Source organism: Pseudoduganella sp. LjRoot289, assembly GCF_964252925.1.
Lineage (GTDB): Bacteria > Pseudomonadota > Gammaproteobacteria > Burkholderiales > Burkholderiaceae_D > Rugamonas.
On the sequence record NZ_CAXUPN020000001.1, the window covers coordinates 3,342,283 to 3,361,684 of the forward strand.

A 19,402-nucleotide genomic window follows, 5' to 3' on the forward strand; every position below is an offset into this window, starting at 1 on the left:
GCCATGAGCGGTACCTTAAGGAAGGCATTTACTTACCAGGCGCAGGTGCGCAAGCCTGAAAAGATATCGTCGCGTCCCGGCACGTGGAAGTTGCGGAACTTGGCCGATCCCAGCCGCGAGGGGGTGGCGAAGGAGGCGCCGCGCAGCACCTGGTGGGTGGCGAAATGCGGTTCGGAGTATTCGCGCCACGGCCCCGCCTCGAAGCCGGGATAGGGCTCGAACGGCGTGGCGGTCCATTCCCACAGCTGGCCCCAGCTGAACGCCGGATGGCCGGACAGCGCCGCGTACTCCCATTCGGCCTCGGTCGGCAGGCGCCGGTCGGCCCACAGGCAGTAGGCCTGCGCCTCGTACAAGCTGATATGGCGTACCGGCTCCGGCCCGGACAAGGTGCACAGGTGGCCGAAGCGCATGGTGCGCCACACCCCGCCGTCGCGCTGCCAGTAGCGCGGCGCCGAACGCTCCTGCCGCATCAGCCAGGCGTTGCCGGCCGCGCTCCAGTACTGGCGCTTGTCGTAGCCGCCGTCGGCCACGAAGTCGGCGTACTGCGCGTTCGTCACCAGCGCCGCGTCCATGCGGAACGACGGCACATAGCAGGGGAAGGCCTGCAGTTCGTTGTCGAACACGAAACCGCCCTCGCCGCCGCTGCCCATGTGCAGCGTGCCGCCGGGGAAGCCGATCTCGGACGGCTGCGGCCAGAACGGCTCGTCGCGCGCCAGGCCGGCCGGCACGGCCAGGCCCAGCGTCTGCAGCGCGGCCAGCATGGCCTCGCCCTGCATGTCCTCCTGGGCCAGCGCCAGCCGGTAGGGATACAGTTCGGTGTCGCTGTCGCCGGCGCGGGACAGCTGGTCCAGCGTCCGGTCCAGCACCTCGTGGCAATAGGTTTTCAGCGCGCCCGCGCTGGGCAGGTCCAGGTTCCAGCGCGCGCCGTGCGGCACGGTGTTGGCGTCGAACCAGTCGTCGCCCTTGCTCAGCAGCGCGTTGACGTCGGCGTCGGCCGGATGGCTGGAGGACGCCTGGCGCAGCACGAACCACTCGGCGAACCACGCGGCGCGGCCCAGTTCCCACAGCGGCGGATTCAGGCTGCGCAACTGCGGCACACGGATCGCCGCGTCCAGCCCGGCCGCCTGCGCGCACTCGAACAGCCCCAGCGTATGCGCGCGCGCCTGACGCAAGGCGTCGGCCAGCTGCCCCGGCCTGGCGTTGCGGAATGATGCATGAATTGAACTCATGGCCGATTGTAACCGGATTTGCGCACGCGGCAAGGCGGGGGCGGCCCCGCCACAGGGCGGGAAAGCGGCCTTTACAAGCGGCGGCTGGCATGTGATATTGGCGGGCATCATGCAAACACCTATCAAACTCACCTCCTTTTCCCACGGCGGCGGCTGCGGCTGCAAAATCGCCCCCGGCGTGCTGTCGGAAATCCTGAAAAACTCGCACGGCTTCCCGGTTCCCAAGGAACTGATGGTCGGCATCGAGACCTCGGACGACGCCGCCGTCTACAAACTCAATGAAGAGCAGGCGCTGATCGCCACCACCGACTTCTTCATGCCCATCGTCGACGATCCCTTCGATTTCGGCCGCATCGCCGCCACCAACGCCATCTCGGACGTGTACGCCATGGGCGGCACGCCCATCATGGCGCTGGCCCTGGTCGGCATGCCGGTCAACAAATTGCCGCTCGAGACCATCGGCCAGATCATCCGCGGCGGCGAGTCGATTTGCGCCGAGGCGGGCATCCCCATCGCCGGCGGCCACACCATCGATTCGGTGGAGCCGATCTACGGCCTGGTGGTGCTGGGCCTGGTGCATCCGTCCAAGGTCAAACGCAACTCCGGCGCCCTGCCGGGCGACGTGCTGGTGCTGGGCAAGCCGCTCGGCGTGGGCGTGCTGTCGGCCGCGCTGAAGAAGGACAAGCTGGACGCGGACGGCTACGCGGCGATGATCGCCAACACCACCAAGTTGAACAAGCCGGGCCAGGCCCTGGCCACCATGGCCGGCGTGCACGCGATGACCGACGTCACCGGCTTCGGCCTGCTGGGCCACCTGCTGGAACTGGCGCGCGGCGCCGGCCTGGAGGCGCAGCTCGACATGGCCAACATCCCGCTGCTGCCCGGCGTCGAGCAACTGGCCACGGACGGCTACTTCACCGGCGCCTCCGGCCGCAACTGGGACGCCTACGGCAAGGACGTGGCGCTGGCCGCCGCCGTCACGCCGGCCCAGCAAGCCTTGCTGACCGACCCGCAAACCTCGGGCGGCCTGCTGGTGGCCTGCGATCCGGCCAGTGTGGACGAGGTGCTGGCGCTGTTCCAGCGCGAGGGCTTCGCAGCGGCCGCCGTCATCGGCGCCATGCACAGCGGCCCGGCGCGCGTCACTGTGGCGGCCTGACCTCGGCCGGCTTGACGACGACCTTTCTATATTGCATCATCCGGCCGAGGAGATCCTATTGTTCACCATTATCATTCCCACCCACGACCGCCCCGTCCTGCTGAGCCGTACCCTGCAGTCGCTGATCGCCCAGACCTGGCAAGACTTCCAGGTGATCGTGGTGGACGATTCAGCCAGCTACATTCCGCCGTTCGAGGAAATGTCCGCGCTGCAAGGCCGCTACACCTACATCATCCGCAGCGGCGAGAAGGGTCCGGCGGTCAGCCGCAACATGGCGCTGGACCTGGTCAAGAGCCGCTACGTGATTTTCCTGGACGACGACGACACCTTCGAACCGGGCCACCTGGCCTCGCTGGTCGCGCACATCGGCGCGGGCAAGCCGGAACTGCTGTTCTGCGACTTCAACGTGGTGAATGAAGACCGCACGCAATCGCCGCCGCGGCAATTGTCGCGCGAACGCATAGGCATCAACGGCGCCACAGCGGACAATGTGCATGTACTCAACCGCATCCCCAACAGCTGCGTCGTGTACCGCGCCGACGTCGTGGCCGGCGTGCGCTACGCCACCGACATGATCATCTATGAAGACTGGGCCTTCCTGATGGAATGCCTGAAGGGCCGCCAGTTGAAGCACGTGCCGGTGTACGGCGTCAACATCCACAAGAGCAAGGCCGACGCGCCGGAGAACATGCGGCGAGGGAACAGCCGCGACGATCTGCTGGTCGAGACCATGCTGTTTCTGTACAAGAAATACCGGGCCCCTAACATGGAAACCCGCCTCGCGCGGCAAGCGCTGATGACCGCCAACGGCGTGCCGCTGACGCTCGAGCAATGCTGAAGCCGGCGCCGCTGGCAAACAGCGGGGTACAAACACCGCTGTTCGCACTATTGAAGCGGCAAGGGACAGGTTACTATTGTTCAGAAAAATGGGACCTGAAATGAGCACTGAGAAAGAGATTTTCATCACCCAGCCGGACATGCCGCCGCTGGAGGATTTCATCCCCTACCTGCAGCAGATCTGGGATAGCCGTGTGCTGACCAATGGCGGCACCTTCCACCACCAGCTTGAACGTGCGCTGTGCGACTACCTCGGGGTCGAGCATATTTCCCTGTTCACCAATGGCACACTGGCCCTGGTGACTGCGCTGCAAACCCTGCGCATCACCGGCGAAGTGATCACCACGCCCTATTCCTTCGTCGCCACCGCTCACTCTCTGCTGTGGAACGGCATCAAGCCGGTGTTTGTCGACATCGACCCGCGCACCCTGAACATGGATCCGGCCCGCATCGAGGCGGCCATCACGCCGCAGACGACGGCCATCATGCCGGTGCATTGCTACGGCCATCCCTGCGACGTCGAGGCGATCCAGAAAATCGCCGACAACTACAATCTGCGCGTGATCTACGACGCCGCCCATGCCTTCGGCGTGCGCCGCGAGGGACTAAGCCTGTTGGGCCATGGCGATCTGTCCGTGCTCAGCTTCCACGCCACCAAGGTGTTCAACACCTTCGAGGGCGGCGCCATCGTCAGCCCGGACGCCAAGACCAAGCTGCGCGTGGACCGCCTGAAGAACTTCGGCTTCGTCGACGAGACCACCGTCGTGGCGCCTGGCATCAATGGCAAGATGAGCGAGATCAATGCCGCCTTCGGCCTGCTGCAGCTCAAGCAGGTGGACCAGGCCATGGCACAAAGGCGGGAGCAGGACGAGCGCTACCGCCACCTGCTCGGCGCGGTTAAAGGCGTGCACTGCGTGGAAGGGTCCGGCGAATCGACCGCCAACTATTCCTACTTCCCCATCCTGATCGGCGACGGCCATCCGGAAAGCCGCGACACCGTGTTCCAACGCCTGCGCGACAACAAGATCTACGCGCGCCGCTATTTCTTCCCGCTGATTTCGGACTTCCCGATGTATCGCGGCCTGTCCTCGGCCGACCCCGCCAATCTGCCGGTGGCGGGCGACATCGCCCGGCGCGTGATCTGCCTGCCGATCTACCCCGGACTGACGGCCGAGCAGCAGCAGCGCATCGTCGGCCTGGTCGGTGCCGCTTGACCGTGGCTCGAAAGGCGCCATGAAACTGGCCATCATGCAGCCCTATTTTGCGCCCTACCTCGGCTACTTCCAGCTGATGGCGGCGGTCGACCGCTTCGTGCTGCTGGACGACGTGAACTTCATCAACCGGGGCTGGATCAACCGCAACCGCATCCTGGTCGGCGGCCGCGAGCATCTGATCACCATCCCCCTGCGCGGCGCCAGCCAGAACCAGCGCATCAACCAGATCGCACTCGGCGAGGAGACACCCTGGCGCGCCAAGCTGCTCAAGACCATCGAACAGGCCTACCGCAAGGCGGCCTTTTATGAGGAAACCATGCCGCTGGTACGGGACATGCTCGCCTGTCCGGAAACGGAACTGGCGCCCTATCTGCACGCCAGCCTGGCCGCGCTGCACGCCTGGCTGGACCTGTCCTGCCGTATCGTACCCAGCTCGGCGATCTACGGTGATACAGGCCTCAAGGGCGCCGAGCGCATACGCGACATCTGCGTGCAGGAGCAGGCCGCTATCTATATCAACCCTCCCGGCGGCAAGGACTTGTACGCGCCCGCCGATTTTTCCGCACTCGGCATAGAGCTGCGCTTCCTGAAGCCACGACTGGACGAATACGGCCAGTGCGGCGCGCCGTTCACGCCGGGACTATCCATCATCGACGTCCTGATGCACCAAGGCCGGACCGCCACGCGGCAGGCACTTTTTCCCACGGAACTGGAATGAGCGACAACAAATACCTTTCCATCGTCGAGCACTACGAGGATTGCCTGGCGCGCCACGGCGACACCGCCGCCGGCGTCGACTGGCCCAACGAACGCGACGCCCAGACCCGCTACCAGGTCATGCTGGGCGTCATGCGCGGCCAGCGGGAAGCGGCCAGCCTGCTCGATTTCGGTTGCGGCGCCGCTCATCTGTACCAGCACGCGCTGCGCGAAGGACTGGACCACATCGACTACGCCGGGCTGGACGTGTCGGAAAAGTTCGTGGCGCTGTCGCGTGAAAAATTCCCGGACCGGCCGTTCTACTGCCTCGATGTGCTGCGGGAAACGGACCAACTGCCCGAGTTCGACTACATCGTGATGAACGGCGTATTCACGGAAAAACGCGCGCTGTCGCAGGAAGAGATGTTCGCCTACTTCAAGGAGATGATCACCAAGGTGTTCGAGAAATCCCGCCGCGGCATCGCCTTCAACGTGATGTCCAAATGCGTGGACTGGGAAAGGGACGACCTTTTCCATTTGTCGACCGATCTGCTGCTCGAGTTCCTGACCAAGCATGTCTCGCGGCACGTCGTGATCCGGAACGATTACGGACTGTATGAATACACAACCTATGTCTACAAGGGAGCGCACCGTGAGTAAAGTCGTGATTTTTGGCGTCAAGGATTTCGCCGAGCTGGCGCACTACTACCTGACCACGGACACCGACCACGAAGTGGTTGCCTTCTGCGTGGACCGGCAGTACCTGCCCGAGAGCGGACAATTCCACGGCCTGCCGGTGCATGCTTTCGAGGACATCGAGCAGACCTTCCCGCCGGCCGAATACCAGTTCTTCGCGCCCATGTCGCCATCCAATATCAATCTGGCGCGCGCCAAGGTGTACGACGCCATCAAGGCCAAGGGCTATACCTGCATCAGCTACGTCAGTTCCAGGGCCACCGTCTGCCACAATGTGATCGGCGAGAACTGCTTCATCCTGGAAGACAACACCTTGCAGCCTTTCACCACGATAGGCAACAATGTGGTCATGTGGAGCGGCAACCACATCGGCCACCACGGCAGCATCGCCGACCATGTGTTTTTCACCTCGCACGTCGTGCTGTCCGGCCACTGCACCGTCGAACCGTACTGCTTCTTCGGCGTCAACGCCACCATACGCGACGGCCTGACCTTGGCCGAGGGCAGCTTCATCGCGATGGCGGCGGCCGTCATGAAGAAAACCGAAGCCTGGGGCGTGTACCGGGGAAATCCGGCCACCAAGGCGGAAATTTCCAGCAAAGACTTAAAATATTGAGGCCGTGATGAACACGCAGAACTGGCAGAAAAAAGGCTTGGTGCATGTGGTTGATGGGCAGTTTTGGTGGGCCAAAACCCATGCCCAGGTGCCCACCGTGGACCGATGCAGCGAAGACCGCCTGCGAATCTACTTCAGCAGCCGCGATGACCAGAATCGTTCGCGCATCGGCATGATCGAAGTCGATGCGAGCGACCCGCGGCAAGTACTGTACGTACATCCCGAGCCGATACTCGATCTTGGACCGGTCGGGACATTCGACGACTGCGGCGTCATACCGTCCTGGATCGTCCGGCACGAGGGCCTGATTTATCTGTATTACATCGGGTTCAATGTCAGGAACACCATCCCCTACCATAACTCGATTGGCTTGGCGGTTAGCGAAGACGGCGTGAATTTTCGCCGTGTGCGGCAAGGGCCGATTATTGACCGCACAGCCGACGAACCCTACTTTTGTACGACCTCTTGTGTCCTGATCGAGCAGGGGCGCTGGCGCAACTGGTATTTGTCCTGCACTGAATGGACGCAGCAGGAAGGCGGCATGGAGCCGCGCTACCATCTGAAGTACGCTGAATCGCAGGACGGCATCTACTGGGAGAGGAACGGCGTGGTCGCGATTGATTATAAGAGCGACTCGGAAGGCGGCATCGTGAGGGCTTCCGTTTTACGGCACGGCGATGGGTTGCGCATGTGGTATAGCTACCGTGATTTGATCGATTACCGCACCAACAGCGGGAGCAGTTACCGCGTCGGTTATGCGGAGTCGCCAGATGGTAAGACATGGACACGCATGGATGAGGCGAGCGGCATCGCGGTCAGCCCAGGAGAGTGGGATGGCTTTATGCTCGCCTATCCGCACGTCATCGAGCATCGCGGAAAACTGCTGATGTTCTATAACGGCGACGGTTTCGGCCGCAGCGGATTCGGCTACGCGGAATTGGATCAACAGTAACTGCGTTCTTTGCAAAAGTGAGTGCCCTGAAAGCTAGATCGGGGGACCCACCAGGCATTAAATATCGATATCGATTTCGATCCGACCCGGCAGGCATCACTCAGATAAAACCTTTCTTCCTGTACGAAAAATAAACGTAGGCGACGGACAACCGCAATGAGTGACATCCTTTTCCAATTCCCTCTACGGGACCGGCAATACAACCTCAACTATGAGGATACACTGGCCTTATTCACTGATGACGCCATTGCACATCCCTTCGATTACAGCACCAGATTCTTGCTCGAGTCCGTGCTGGCGACCCGTGACAGGAATCTGGCCGAAGTGGCGCACTATGGCCAGCGGGTTACAGCCCTTGGCCGAGAGCGCTTCGAAGCCCGCCTGACCAATTGTGTCGATATCGGCGAACTGGGATCAGATACCGGCCTGGCAGTATTCGACAACGCGCCAGACCAGTTAGTCTATGCCGCCTCCCGCTCGCCCGACCAAACCCCTATAGGGGCATTCCAGGCGCGCGCATCCCTACGTCGCACCCATCATGTCGCGACGCTACACGATGGGCGCATTTGCGTGAGCCATCATGGTCAAGCTGTTTTTGACGGTGCCGAGCGCCATGTCAAGGGCGTGTGCCGGAGTGACGGCATACTGATGGCGCTGTGCGACCAGCAGGCACTTCCGCCGCTGCAAAGTTTTGACGGCACCGTTGTGTCGCTGGCCAGTGTGTGGGGTGATGGCTATTTCCACTGGCTGATGGAGGTGCTGCCCAAGCTGCTGCTAATCGCCAAGGCGGGCTATCGCCTTGATGAGATCGACCTCTTCCTGGTACGCGAAAGAGTGCCTGCGCTGATGGAGTTTCTGACCCGGCTTGGCATCCCGGAAAGCAAGGTCTACCCCTGGCATCTGGCGCCGCATATCCGCGCGCGCAAGTTGATCGTCACTTCGACGCTTGAGCAATATGATTTCAGCCAGCAGCCTGTCGGACTCGATATCGAACCATGGATCAGCCGCATCATGCACGCGCACTATAGCGTACCGCAGGGCGCTACCCGGGGACGCAGGATCTACATCGACCGCGAAAAGGCGCCGTTCCGCAAGGTCATCAACAACGCTGAAGTGAAGGCCGTGCTGGCGGCACAGGGTTTTGAGTTTTTCGCGCTGGAGGACTTAAATCTGGCGCAAAAGCAGGAACTGTTCGCCAGCGCCGATATCGTCGCCGGGCCCGCCGGGGCCGGCTTTGCCAACCTGGTCTTTTGCCATCCTGGAACCCAGGTGCTGATTATTTACCAGCAGGGCTTTGAATCGAATTGTTTCTGGTCGCTATGCAATAACAACCAGCTGGGTCACTACCATTTGATGACCACGCCATCGACTCGCTACTATCCATCGGCGCAAGCCAAAACTATTAATCAAAATTTCCTGGTCGACGTCGAGCTGTTGCAAAAAACTCTGGACTATATGGCGCTGGACCGCACCGCCTGAGTGAGGCAGCCCGCGCATAGCTGCAGCAGACTAAATACTGCTGCGGCTACGCTCCAGCGCCGTCGCCAATTCGGCTACATCGCCCAGCTTGTTGTGAACGAAGCAACGCTGGCAATACAGCAGAAAGCGCTGCAGCGTCAATTGGTCGACGCTGGCGTGGCAATTCGTAGGCAGGCTGGCCCGCAAGCGGCCCATGAACAGCAGAAAAGCCTGGTCGAACCGGTTGACCTTCTGGATATCGGCCGTGGTCTGCTGCGACCAGGAGGTCGGGTCTCCCTGCCGGTAAGCGGCCCCGCACAGCGGAAGATATAGGGCACCGCCACGCAATGCTCCATAAACCTGTAAGCAATAGTCACCGGCCGGCAAATGCTCATAGTACCAGTCTGGCATCGCTTTTAGCAGAGAACGCCGGATCATGATCGACGGGGTGGGAATAAATCCGCCATCGCCCTCGATGACCTGATTCACGGAAAACAGCCGAGGCTCCTCCCCATAATCGCCCAGGTAGCCGGTGACGCCTTCTGACTGCCAATGAATGCGGGCCACCTTATGGAAGGCCAGATCCACGTGGGGCAACATCGCAAGGCTCTGACACTGGTGCGCCAGTTTCCCGGGATGTGTCCAGAAATCGTCGCCTTCGCAAATCGCTACATACTCCCCTTCGCACTGGCTGTAGATCTCAGACCAGATACCAATGTTGCGGCCCATCTTGTTCTCTGCCTGGAGGATAAGCTTGACGCGGTGCCGGGAACGAGCTGCGAACTGGCGGCAAATTTCTGCAGAACCATCAGGCGAGCAGTCGTCGTGAATAATAATTTCAAAATCGACCCCTTGCTGCATTTCGACGCCTTCCAGGGTCTTCAGCAGATATTTTTCGTGGTTATAGACGCTGACGACGACGGAAACCAGTGGCGCGGATGGGGAGTTCATGGGCTTGGACAGTTCAATGTGGGATGGAGGTCGATATCAGAGCGGGCGGCCAAGCGCCTGTTCCAGCACGCGCGCAAACGCGGCGGGCAGCACCAGGTCCGGAGCTTGCAGCGCCATAGCCTGGGCCTGCCGGTAGCTGCGGCGCCGCAGTTCATCGCCATGCGCGCTGCACCAGTTCATGGCCTCGTGCAGGGCGGCGCCGGACGGCGCCGCCAGTTGGCCGCTCAGCTGGTATTCCAGCAGCTCGGCCAGCCTGCCCCGGCGCACGCCCAACGGGAACACGGCGCAGGCCATGGCCGCCACCGCCGCCGCCAACGCATGCTCTTCTTCCGAGGTGAGCAGCAGCACGTCGATCCCTTGCAGGAAGGCCGCCAATTCGGCCGGTCCGGCCTGCTCGTTCAGTATCGACACCTGATGCCGGTCGCGCATGGCCGGGATGAGCAGGCCATGCACTTCTTCGGCGCGTGCGCTGACGTCGCCTACCCAGCCGAAACGGACCGGCCCCTGGCGGTAGGCGTCCACGTGGAAGACGCTGTAGTCGACCTGACGCAGGCATCCCGCCAGCATGTCGCGGGACAGGTGCGGCCCCGGCTGCGACTTGGCATCGGACGCGGCGCACGTGCGCATGTCAACCACCAGGTCGGTCCGCTCCGTATGGTCGGGCCGATCGACGCGGCCGGCCGGCGCGGCGCCCTCGCTTTGGCCCTGGGCGTCTTCGTCCGCAGACACGACGCGCAGTTCGCAGCGGCCCACCAGGGCCTGCTTCAGCCTGTTGGCGGCAGCCGCTGCACGCCCGTCCACCAGCAAGGCTACCCGCGGCACGGCGGCGGCAGCCTGGTCCTCAATGGCCTGCCGGGCCAGACGCATCCGCTCCACCAGTTCGGCATCCGGTTCGAAAGAGCGCCGCAAGCTGCCGGTATCGATCAAGTCCATCCATCCCTGCAAGGCCACGGGCCAGGCATAGCACTGCGTCCAGTGGGCGTGACTGATCTCGCCCAAGGCTTGCTGCAACGCCGGCTGCGCTGCCAGTTGCCGCAGACGGGGCATGAAGCCGGACAATGCGCAAATCAGGCCGCCCAAGTGATCATTGGCAGCGCCGCAGGTTGGTGTAGCCAGCCAGGGTTTGCCGTGCGACATGGCCTCCAGCAGGGTGATGGGCGAGCCCTCGCCGTGCGAAGCGAGCACCACCACATTGGCCGCCTGCATGGCGGCGGCGATCCATTCCGGCGGCAGGCCCGGGATATACATGACCTCGGGCCGGCTGGCCAGCTTGGCCTGCACCGCCGCGACGCAGTCGGCGGCGCCGGTCGGCGTGCCTATCATGACCAGCTGCCAGTTGGCAGGCATGTCGGGCAGCGCGTCGATCAGGCCGACGTGGTTTTTTACCCAATAGAGATTGGCCACATGCAGGATCACGAAGCGGTCGGCCGGGATGCCGAACTGCTGGCGGAAATCGCCGGCCGGCGCGGTCCGGCTGCTGGCGTTGGGCAGGTAGACGGGCGTGATGCCCTCTTCGCACATAAAACGGTGGTCGGGACCGCTCTTGGTCATGGTCAGCGCGGCGGTGGACGCCCTGAGGATGGCTGCCAGGCGCCGGCGGAAATCCTGCTTGTCCTTCCAGCGCGCATAGCCATCCTCGTTGATTATGGGCTGCACCAGCACCCGGGTGTGCGCGGGCGGCTGCAGCTGCTCCACACTCCAGACGATGTTGCCCAGCGGGTCCTGGATCAGCAAACAGGTGCCATAGTCGCCGGAAGCGACCGCCGCGCGTATCGATTGCTGGAAATCGGCCATGTCGACGCTGGCGATCGCCACGCCCTGGTGGCGGTCCGCACTGCGCCCCGGAAAAGCCAGCGTCATCACCGTGACGTCATAGCCCGCGGCAGCCAACTCGCTGCCCAGCTGCCCCATGCTGGTCTCCAGCCCGCCAATGGATGGCCAGAAATGGCTGCAGGCGATAAGTATCTTTTTCTGGACTGGTGTCATGGAGCACGCTGTCTTGGGTTGGCCCGCCTAAGCAGGTAGTCGCCGCATGATATACGGGCTTGGCGGGGTTGCAAAGGGCGGCAAGTCCGCAGTGCCCCATAATTTAACTTGACAAAGCAGAAGCTGCTCACTTACATTAAAGCCATGTTCCCGCATCCGCACCTATCCGCTTTCCTGCTGCCGGCTCCTAGCGCCCTATCGCTAGCGCCGCGCCTACTAGCACGCGCTTAAAATCGCGTCACAGCTGTACCCCTGCGCCGGCCACAAGCTGCGCAAGTCTCCCCCAAAAACAGGAAAGTTTGCACCGATGTCCACCACGGCTATCTACCCGCACAGCAGCACCGCACGCGTCGCCCCCATTCTGGCCGGCGGCCTGCTACTGCTATCGCTACCGACCGGTTGCCGAGCCTAGAATCACGTGGCAGCACGGCAGCCCAGCGCCACACATCGCATGCGCCTCACCGCTTTCCCCCATTCGAAGACTCAGGAGTACACCATCATGTTGAAGAACCCAGCATCGAAATACGTCGCCTTCCCGCCGGTCCAACTGCCGGACCGCACCTGGCCGAACGCCATCATCAGCAAGCCGCCGATCTGGATGAGCACCGATCTGCGCGACGGCAACCAGGCGCTGATCGAGCCGATGAGCCCTGAAAAGAAGCTGCGCTTCTTTGACATGCTGATCAAGATCGGCATCAAGGAAATCGAAGTGGGCTTCCCTTCGGCTTCGCAGACCGACTTCGACTTCGTGCGCAAGCTGATCGAAGAAGACCGCATTCCGGACGACGTGACCATCATCGTGCTGACCCAGTCCCGCGAAGAGCTGATACGCCGCACCGTGCAGGCGGCGGCGGGCGCCAAGCGCGCCATCGTCCACCTGTACAACTCGGTGGCGCCGGTATTCCGCAAAGTGGTGTTCGGCATGTCGCGCGACGAGATCACCGCCATCGCCACCACCGGCACCACGCTGGTGAAAGAGCTGGTGGCCCAGCATCCGGAGACCGACTGGGGCTTCGAATACACGCCCGAATCGTTCTCCACCACCGAACTCGATTTCTCCAAGCATATCTCCGACGCGGTCAGCGCCATCTGGCAGCCGACCCCGGAAAAGAAAATGATCATCAACATGCCCTCGACCGTGGAGTGCAGCACGCCCAACGTGTACGCCGACCAGATCGAATGGATGTCGCGCAACCTGGCGCGCCGCGATGCGCTGATCCTGTCGGTGCACCCGCACAATGACCGCGGCACCGCCATCGCCGCCGCCGAACTGGCCGTGATGGCCGGCGCCGACCGCGTCGAAGGCTGTTTGTTCGGCAACGGCGAGCGCACCGGCAACGTCGACCTGGTGACCCTGGCCTTGAACCTGTACACCCAGGGCGTGCACCCGGGCCTGGACTTCTCCGACATCGACGCCGTGCGCAAGCTGGTCGAGGATTGCAACCAGTTGCCAGTGCACCCGCGCCATCCCTACGTGGGCGACCTGGTCTTCACCGCCTTCTCCGGCTCGCACCAGGACGCGATCAAAAAAGGTTTCGCCAAGCAGCAGCCGGACGCGCCTTGGGAAATCCCCTACTTACCGATCGATCCGCAAGACCTGGGCCGCAGCTACGACGCCGTGATCCGCGTGAACAGCCAGTCCGGCAAGGGCGGCATGGCCTACTTGCTCGAACAGGACTTCGGCCTGGTGCTGCCGCGCCGCCTGCAAATCGAGTTCAGCCGCGCCGTGCAGGCCGTGGCCGACCAGACCGGCCTGGAAATCACCTCCGAAGGCATCCACCAGATCTTCAGCCGCGAATACCTGGAGCAGGCCTCGCCGTACGCCTACCACTCGCACAAGCTGCAGGAAGACACCACCAGCGACGAGCCGGTACAGATCGACATCGCCCTCACCCACCGCAACGCCAGCATGGCGCTGCAGGGCGGCGGCAACGGCCCGATCGACGCCTTCGTCGACGCGTTGGGCCTGGACATCAAGCTGATGGACTACCACGAGCACGCGATCGGCTCGGGCGCCAACGCCAAGGCAGCCTGCTACGTTGAGCTGCGCCTGGAGAACGGCCCGACCCTGTTCGGCGCCGGCATCGACAGCAACATCGTCACCGCCTCCTTCAAGGCCGTGCTGAGCGCCGTCAACCGCCAGATCAAGCAGAGGGAAGCCGCCGCAACGCCGGCGGGTGCAGACGCTACCGCGTAATTCCGCTCCGGCCCGGTCACCGCCGGAGCCGGATTTAAGAGGGCGCCCCACGAGGGCGCCTTTTCGACGTCAACAACATAAAGCCTCCATGTCCAAATTCACCCGCCACGCCGCCGTCGCCACCGCTTTCGCGGCAACGGCCACCATGTCCCTGTTGACCGGCGCCCACGCCGCGCCGCCTGCCGGCCAGGACGCTTTTGCCAGCGGCCAGGTCAAAGTCGACGTCGGCGACCGCAAGCTCAATCTGTACTGCACCGGCAAGGGCTCGCCCACCGTGCTGTTCGAAGCGGATGCCGGCCGCGCCGGCTGGGACTGGTCGTCTGTGCAGCCGGAAGTGGCCAAGCGCACCCGCGCCTGCGTCTACGACCGCGCCGGCCTCGGTTTCAGCGACCCGGCCACGCGGCCGGCCACGGCCGGCAACGCCAGCAAGGATCTGCACTTCCTGCTCAAGAACGCGCGCATGGACGGCCCCTTCGTGCTGGTCGGCGCCGGTTTCGGCGCCATGGTGGCGCAGCAGTTCGCGTCCCGCGCACGCGGCAACGTCACCGGCCTGGTGCTGGTGGAGCCGCCGCAGGACGAGGCGCTGGCCGCCGCCCCGGTGGACGCTGCTGCCCTGCAGGCCGCGCTGGCCTGCCTGGACGCGGCCGGCGATGGAAAAGCCGCCGCGGCCCCTTCCTGCGCCTACGCCGGTGGCGGCGAAACCGGCGCCAAACTGGCGGCAGCGCAAGCGGCGCAAGCAGCCAAACCCGCCTACTGGCGCTCGCGCGCGTCCGAAATCGACAACCTGGGCGCCAGCGCCAGCCAGTTGCGCGCCGCCCGTAAAACCTTCGGCGATGTGCCGCTGGCGGTGCTCGCGCGCGGCCTGCCCGCCGGCGCCGCCGCCGTCCAGGCCCAGCAACTGGCCGCCTTGTCGACGCGCAGCAGCAGCCGCGCATTGGCGGACGCCGGCCAGCCCGTGCTGTTCGCCCGGCCCGAAGCCGTCCTGGCCGCCATCATGGAAGTGCTGGACAAACAGCAGCCCTGATGCCGGCTACGGCCCCGTCAGGTGTGCCGCGTTGCAAATGCCCCCCAAGGCCGTACAGCGTGCCTGGCGCGCTGCGCCAGCGCTGAACCGGTCGGCGGCCCCTTCAACCGGCTTGCCGCTGAGTGCCGCGCCCGCGCCCGGGCCCGCGCGGGTAGCCCGGCGGATGACGCTGCGCTGATCCACCCTACCGGCGCGCCAGGCGGATGCCGGTGAATTGCCAGCGGGCGCCGGCAGGGAAGAAATTGCGGTAGCTGGCGCGCGCGTGCCCGCCGGGCGTGACGCACGACGAGCCGCGCAGCACGTATTGGTTCAGCATGAACTTGCCGTTGTACTCGCCCAGCGCGCCCGGCGCCGTCTCGTAGCCGGGATACGGTGCGTAGCTGCTGCTGGTCCATTGCCAGCAATGGCCGAACATCTGCTGCATCTCTGCCCCGGCCTGCTTCGCATCCTCCGCGGCGTACTGCCTGCGCGCCCTCGCCGGATGCAACTCGCCTGTTTCCACGGCAGCTAGCCGCGCGGCGAATTCCCATTCGCCCTCGGTGGGCAAGCGCGCGCCGCACCAGTGGGCGTACGCGTCCGCTTCGAACAGTGACAGATGCGTGGCCGGCCCCTGCATGTCCAGCGCCCGCAGGCCGAACAGCGTGAACTCCTGCCACTGGCCGCCCGCCTCGTCCCGCCGCCAGTACAGCGGCATGCGCAGGCCCTGGGCGCAGACCCAGTCCCAGCCCTCGGCCAGCCACAGGGCGGGCGTATCGTAGCCGCCCGCCTCGATGAAGGACAGGTATTCGCCATTGGTCACCAGGCGCGACGCCAGCGCGAACGGCGCCACATACTGGCGGTGGCGCGGCAACTCGTTATCGAAGCAGAAGCCGTCACCGCCGTGGCCGATTTCGATCAGACCGCCGTCGAAGTCCAGCCACTCCGGCGCAGCAGCCTCCAGGCCCGCGCCAGGACCGTTGCCGCCGCCTGCGCGCTCCGCCAACACATATTCCGGCTGCAGCGGGTTTTGCGCCAGCAGGTGCTTCACGTCCGTGAGCATCAGCTCCTGGTGCTGCTGCTCGTGCTCCAGTCCCAGGGTGACCAGCATTTCCAGCTGCGCGCGCTGCGGCGCGTCCAGTTCGCCCGCGAACAGCCGCGCCATGCGCGCGTCCACATTGGCGCGGTAGGCTTGCACCTCGGCCAGCGCGGGCCGCGTCAGCAGGCCGCGCTGCGGGCGCGGGTGCTTTTCGCCGATGCCGTTGTAATAGGAGTTGAACAATACCCGGAACGCAGGGTGGAAGGGTTCGAAACGCGCTTCCATGCGCTCCAGGATGAAGGTCTCGAAGAACCAGGTGGTGTGCGCCAAATGCCATTTGACGGGACTCGCGTCCGGCATGGACTGCGCGCCGCAATCCTCTTCCGACAGCGGCGCGGCCAGCGCCAGCGAGCGCTCGCGCACCGTGTTGTAGCGCGCGATCCAGTGCGCGGGGTCGGTCATGTGCATAGCGTGTTTACCGATCAATCGCCTATGGCCTTGGCATGGATCACCGCGAACCATTCAGCGTCGTCGGTCCAGGTGCGGGTGGCGGCGAAACCGGCTTCCTGCAGCAGGTCGATGAAGCCGCGCCGCGTATATTTGTAGCTGTCTTCGGTGTGGATGCGCTCGCCGCGCCCGAAATGGCGCTCATAGCCCTGCCAGCCCACCACCAGCGCCTCGCGCGCCTCCAGGTGCATCTCGACCCGGCTTTCCTCGGCGTTGAAGAAGGCGCGGTGCCGCCACTGCGTGACGTCGAAGTCCGCGCCGATCAGGTGGTTCAGGTGGCGCAGCATGTTCAGGTTGAAGGCGGCGGTGACGCCAATCGCGTCGTCATAGGCGGCATCGAGCACCGCGCCGTCCTTGATCAGGTCTACGCCGATCAGCAGGCCGCCGTCGCCCTGCTCGTTGGCGCGCATGCGGCGCAGGAAGGAAATCGCTTCGTGCGGCGCGAAGTTGCCTATCGATGAACCTGGATAAAAGAACACGCGCCGCGCGGGCCGCACACTGGCCGGCAGGTGGAAGCTGCGCGAGAAGTCCAGCCCCAGCGCGGTCATCTCGATATGCGGGAAGCGCTGTTGCAGGCCGTGCACCGCCTCGGTCAGGAAATCGCGCGAAATGTCGACCGGCACGTATTGCGCCGGATGCAGCAGCGGGAACAGGCTGGCGGCCTTGGCGCAGTTGCCGGCGCCGAGGTCGATCAAGGTCGAGCCGGTGCCCACCGCCTGGGCGATTTCGCCGCCATATTGTTCAAAGATGGACGCTTCGGTGCGCGTGGGATAGTATTCGGGCAGTTCGCAAATTGCTTCGAACAGCTTGGACCCCAGGCTGTCGTATAAATACTTCGGCGACGTCGCGGCCCGCTCGGCCAGCAGTCCGCTGCTGATTTCGGCGATGGTGGCTGGGCCGGCGTGCGCCGCTCTGGCTGGACGGCTGGGAATTTCAGTCGAAATCGCGTGGAGCGCTGCGGTACGGGACATAGGCATATGTGTGCTCAGTCAGGTTGGTCGGCCATCATCCGTCTGCTGCCGATGACAGTTTTGCTATCATAGCTGAATATCACGTTTCCAGCGCCACCGCGTCTAGCGGTGCGCCAGCGGTGTCCGTGCCGGCATCGTCGCCGAAACAATATATTCCTTACAAGAAAAGGCTAGACCCATGAAAGTTTCCCCGTTGAACATCGTCAAATCCCTGATGGCCGCCGGCCTGCTGTTCGCCGCCGCGCAAGCCTCCGCCCAGCAAGTGCTGCGCGTGTCCGCCATCCCCGACGAAGCGCCGACCGAATTGCAGCGCAAGTTCAAGCCGCTGGGCGAATACCTGGAAAAGAAACTGAACATGAAGGTCGAATTCACGCCGGTGACCGACTACGCCGCGTCGGTGGAAGGCCTGATCAACAACAAGCTGGACATGGTCTGGTTCGGCGGCTTCACCTTCGTGCAAGCCAAGGACCGCAGCAAGGGCCAGGTGGTGCCGCTGGTGCAGCGCGCGGAAGACGAGAAATTCCGTTCCGTGTTCATCACCACCAACAAGTCGATCAGCAAGCTCGACGACCTGAAAGGCAAGACCCTGAGCTTCGGCTCCGAGTCCTCGACCTCCGGCCACCTGATGCCGCGCTCCTTCCTGCTGGCCGCGAAGATCAATCCGGACACCGACCTGAAGCGCATCGCCTTCTCCGGCGCGCATGACGCCACCGTGGCTGCCGTTGCGGGCGGCAAGGTCGATGCCGGCGCGCTGAATATCTCCGTGTGGGAAAAGCTGATCGGCGAGAAGAAAGTCGATCCGGCCGCCGTGCGCGTGTTCTACACCACCCCCGGCTACTACGATTACAACTGGACCGTGCGCGCCGACATGCCTGCGGACTTGAAGAAGAAGATCGCCGACGCCTTCCTGGCGCTCGATCCGTCCAAGCCGGAAGACAAGGCCATCCTGGACCTGCAGCGCGCCTCCAAGTTCATTCCGACCAAGGCCGAGAACTACACCGCCATCGAAGCCGCCGCCGTCAACGCCGGCCTGCTGAAGAAGTAATAGACGCAAGAAGTAATCAATGTCTTCCTATCTGTACCTGCTCGAGCGCCTGACGGTCCGCCATCTGGCGGCCGCCAGCGCGCCCGCGCTGCATGCGATCGACCTGGCCATCGCGCCGGGCGAGCAGCTCGCGCTGATCGGCCCTTCCGGCGCCGGCAAGACCACGCTGCTCGCCACGCTCGCCTGCAACCACCAGCCGCAGTCGGACGACGGCGGCCGCTACACGGCCTTCGGCGTCGACCCGTGGACGCTGGACAATGGCGCGCGCCACCGTTTGCGCGCGCGCCTGTTCCTTGCGCCGCAGACCCCGCCACTGCCGCCGCGCCAGCGCGTGGTGACGGCGGTACTGGCCGCACGCTTGCCGCACTGGAGCTTATGGCGCGCCTTGCGCTCGCTGGTAAAGCCGGTCGATCCGGAAGCCGCCTACCGCGCGCTGGCCCGCTTCAACCTGGGCGACAAGCTGTATAGCCGGGTGGACCGCCTGTCCGGCGGAGAACGCCAGCGCTGCGGCCTGGCGCGCCTGATGCTGTCCGACGCCCAGGCGCTGCTGGTGGACGAACCGCTGTCCGCGCTCGACCCCGCGCTGTCGCAGCTGACCCTGGCCACGCTGCAGCAGGAAGCGTCCGAACGCGGCGCCGCGCTGGTGTGCAGCCTGCACCAGGTCGACCTGGCGCTGGCCAACTTCCCGCGCATCGTCGCGCTGAAAAAGGGCCGCATCGTGTTCGACCTGCCGCGCGCGCAGGTGACGGAGGCGATGATCGCCGAACTGTATTTGGGCGAGCAGCCGCCGGCCAACGCGCCCTCGGTGCACGAGTCGGCCGAAAAGCTGGCCATCGGCGCCTGCCTCTGACT

General features: G+C 64.2%; 17 protein-coding genes. 12 read left to right on the forward strand and 5 right to left on the reverse strand.

Going from position 1 to position 19,402, the window contains the following annotated elements:
* Nucleotides 1-32 precede the first annotated feature (32 nt).
* On the reverse strand, nt 33-1,229 hold the full coding sequence (gene senA, locus ACSQ8Y_RS14120) for a selenoneine synthase SenA (RefSeq protein WP_436267097.1): 1,197 nt from the start codon (nt 1,227-1,229) through the stop codon (nt 33-35).
* A 109-nt stretch (nt 1,230-1,338) separates the two neighbouring features.
* On the opposite strand from senA, the gene selD reads away from it, so the two are divergent.
* The 8 genes from selD to ACSQ8Y_RS14160 all read left to right on the forward strand — a co-directional run bounded on the left by selD (nt 1,339) and on the right by ACSQ8Y_RS14160 (nt 8,875).
* Entirely contained in the window at nt 1,339-2,385 is a 1,047-nt protein-coding gene (gene selD / locus ACSQ8Y_RS14125; protein ID WP_436267098.1) for a selenide, water dikinase SelD, read from the forward strand.
* Between the two features lie 58 nt (nt 2,386-2,443).
* Complete coding sequence (locus tag ACSQ8Y_RS14130) at nt 2,444-3,223, forward strand: glycosyltransferase family 2 protein (RefSeq protein WP_436267099.1); 780 nt, start codon at nt 2,444-2,446, stop codon at nt 3,221-3,223.
* Nucleotides 3,224-3,323: 100 nt separating this feature from the next.
* Nucleotides 3,324-4,436 carry a DegT/DnrJ/EryC1/StrS family aminotransferase gene (locus tag ACSQ8Y_RS14135; RefSeq protein ID WP_436267100.1) on the forward strand — a complete coding sequence of 371 codons (1,113 nt, stop codon included), beginning with the start codon at nt 3,324-3,326 and terminating at the stop codon, nt 4,434-4,436.
* 19 nt (nt 4,437-4,455) lie between these two features.
* Nucleotides 4,456-5,154, forward strand: a complete 699-nt coding sequence (locus ACSQ8Y_RS14140; protein WP_436267101.1) for a WbqC family protein — start codon at nt 4,456-4,458, stop codon at nt 5,152-5,154.
* Nucleotides 5,151-5,792 (forward strand): class I SAM-dependent methyltransferase, encoded by a 642-nt coding sequence (locus ACSQ8Y_RS14145; RefSeq protein ID WP_436267102.1) that lies wholly within the window; start codon nt 5,151-5,153, stop codon nt 5,790-5,792. The genes ACSQ8Y_RS14140 and ACSQ8Y_RS14145 overlap by 4 nt, the downstream gene beginning before the upstream one ends.
* A complete protein-coding gene (locus ACSQ8Y_RS14150; RefSeq protein ID WP_436267103.1) occupies nt 5,785-6,444 on the forward strand; it encodes an acetyltransferase in 660 nt (219 codons plus the stop codon). The genes ACSQ8Y_RS14145 and ACSQ8Y_RS14150 overlap by 8 nt, the downstream gene beginning before the upstream one ends.
* A 7-nt stretch (nt 6,445-6,451) precedes the next feature.
* Entirely contained in the window at nt 6,452-7,396 is a 945-nt protein-coding gene (locus ACSQ8Y_RS14155) for a hypothetical protein (RefSeq protein ID WP_436267104.1), read from the forward strand.
* Nucleotides 7,397-7,552: 156 nt separating this feature from the next.
* A complete protein-coding gene (locus tag ACSQ8Y_RS14160; protein ID WP_436267105.1) occupies nt 7,553-8,875 on the forward strand; it encodes a glycosyltransferase family 61 protein in 1,323 nt (440 codons plus the stop codon).
* A gap of 30 nt (nt 8,876-8,905) precedes the next feature.
* Here the strand turns inward: ACSQ8Y_RS14160 and ACSQ8Y_RS14165 are convergent, their stop codons facing one another.
* Nucleotides 8,906-9,805: a glycosyltransferase family 2 protein gene (locus ACSQ8Y_RS14165; RefSeq protein ID WP_436267106.1), complete on the reverse strand. Its 900-nt coding sequence runs from the start codon at nt 9,803-9,805 to the stop codon at nt 8,906-8,908.
* Between the two features lie 36 nt (nt 9,806-9,841).
* Complete coding sequence (locus tag ACSQ8Y_RS14170; protein WP_436267107.1) at nt 9,842-11,716, reverse strand: glycosyltransferase family 4 protein; 1,875 nt, start codon at nt 11,714-11,716, stop codon at nt 9,842-9,844.
* Nucleotides 11,717-12,287: 571 nt separating this feature from the next.
* Between ACSQ8Y_RS14170 and leuA the strand changes: the two genes are divergently transcribed.
* Nucleotides 12,288-13,988 carry a 2-isopropylmalate synthase gene (gene leuA, locus ACSQ8Y_RS14175; protein WP_436269824.1) on the forward strand — a complete coding sequence of 567 codons (1,701 nt, stop codon included), beginning with the start codon at nt 12,288-12,290 and terminating at the stop codon, nt 13,986-13,988.
* An 88-nt stretch (nt 13,989-14,076) separates the two neighbouring features.
* Nucleotides 14,077-15,012 (forward strand): alpha/beta fold hydrolase, encoded by a 936-nt coding sequence (locus ACSQ8Y_RS14180; RefSeq protein WP_436267108.1) that lies wholly within the window; start codon nt 14,077-14,079, stop codon nt 15,010-15,012.
* A 184-nt stretch (nt 15,013-15,196) separates the two neighbouring features.
* Here the strand turns inward: ACSQ8Y_RS14180 and egtB are convergent, their stop codons facing one another.
* On the reverse strand, nt 15,197-16,489 hold the full coding sequence (egtB, locus tag ACSQ8Y_RS14185; protein WP_436267109.1) for an ergothioneine biosynthesis protein EgtB: 1,293 nt from the start codon (nt 16,487-16,489) through the stop codon (nt 15,197-15,199).
* A 20-nt stretch (nt 16,490-16,509) separates the two neighbouring features.
* A complete protein-coding gene (gene egtD, locus ACSQ8Y_RS14190; protein ID WP_436267111.1) occupies nt 16,510-17,505 on the reverse strand; it encodes an L-histidine N(alpha)-methyltransferase in 996 nt (331 codons plus the stop codon).
* Nucleotides 17,506-17,683: 178 nt separating this feature from the next.
* Here egtD and ACSQ8Y_RS14195 point away from each other — a divergent pair, with 178 nt between their 5' ends.
* A complete protein-coding gene (locus ACSQ8Y_RS14195) occupies nt 17,684-18,550 on the forward strand; it encodes a putative selenate ABC transporter substrate-binding protein (protein ID WP_436267112.1) in 867 nt (288 codons plus the stop codon).
* A 19-nt stretch (nt 18,551-18,569) separates the two neighbouring features.
* Complete coding sequence (locus tag ACSQ8Y_RS14200; protein WP_436267113.1) at nt 18,570-19,400, forward strand: phosphonate ABC transporter ATP-binding protein; 831 nt, start codon at nt 18,570-18,572, stop codon at nt 19,398-19,400.
* Nucleotides 19,401-19,402 lie beyond the last annotated feature (2 nt).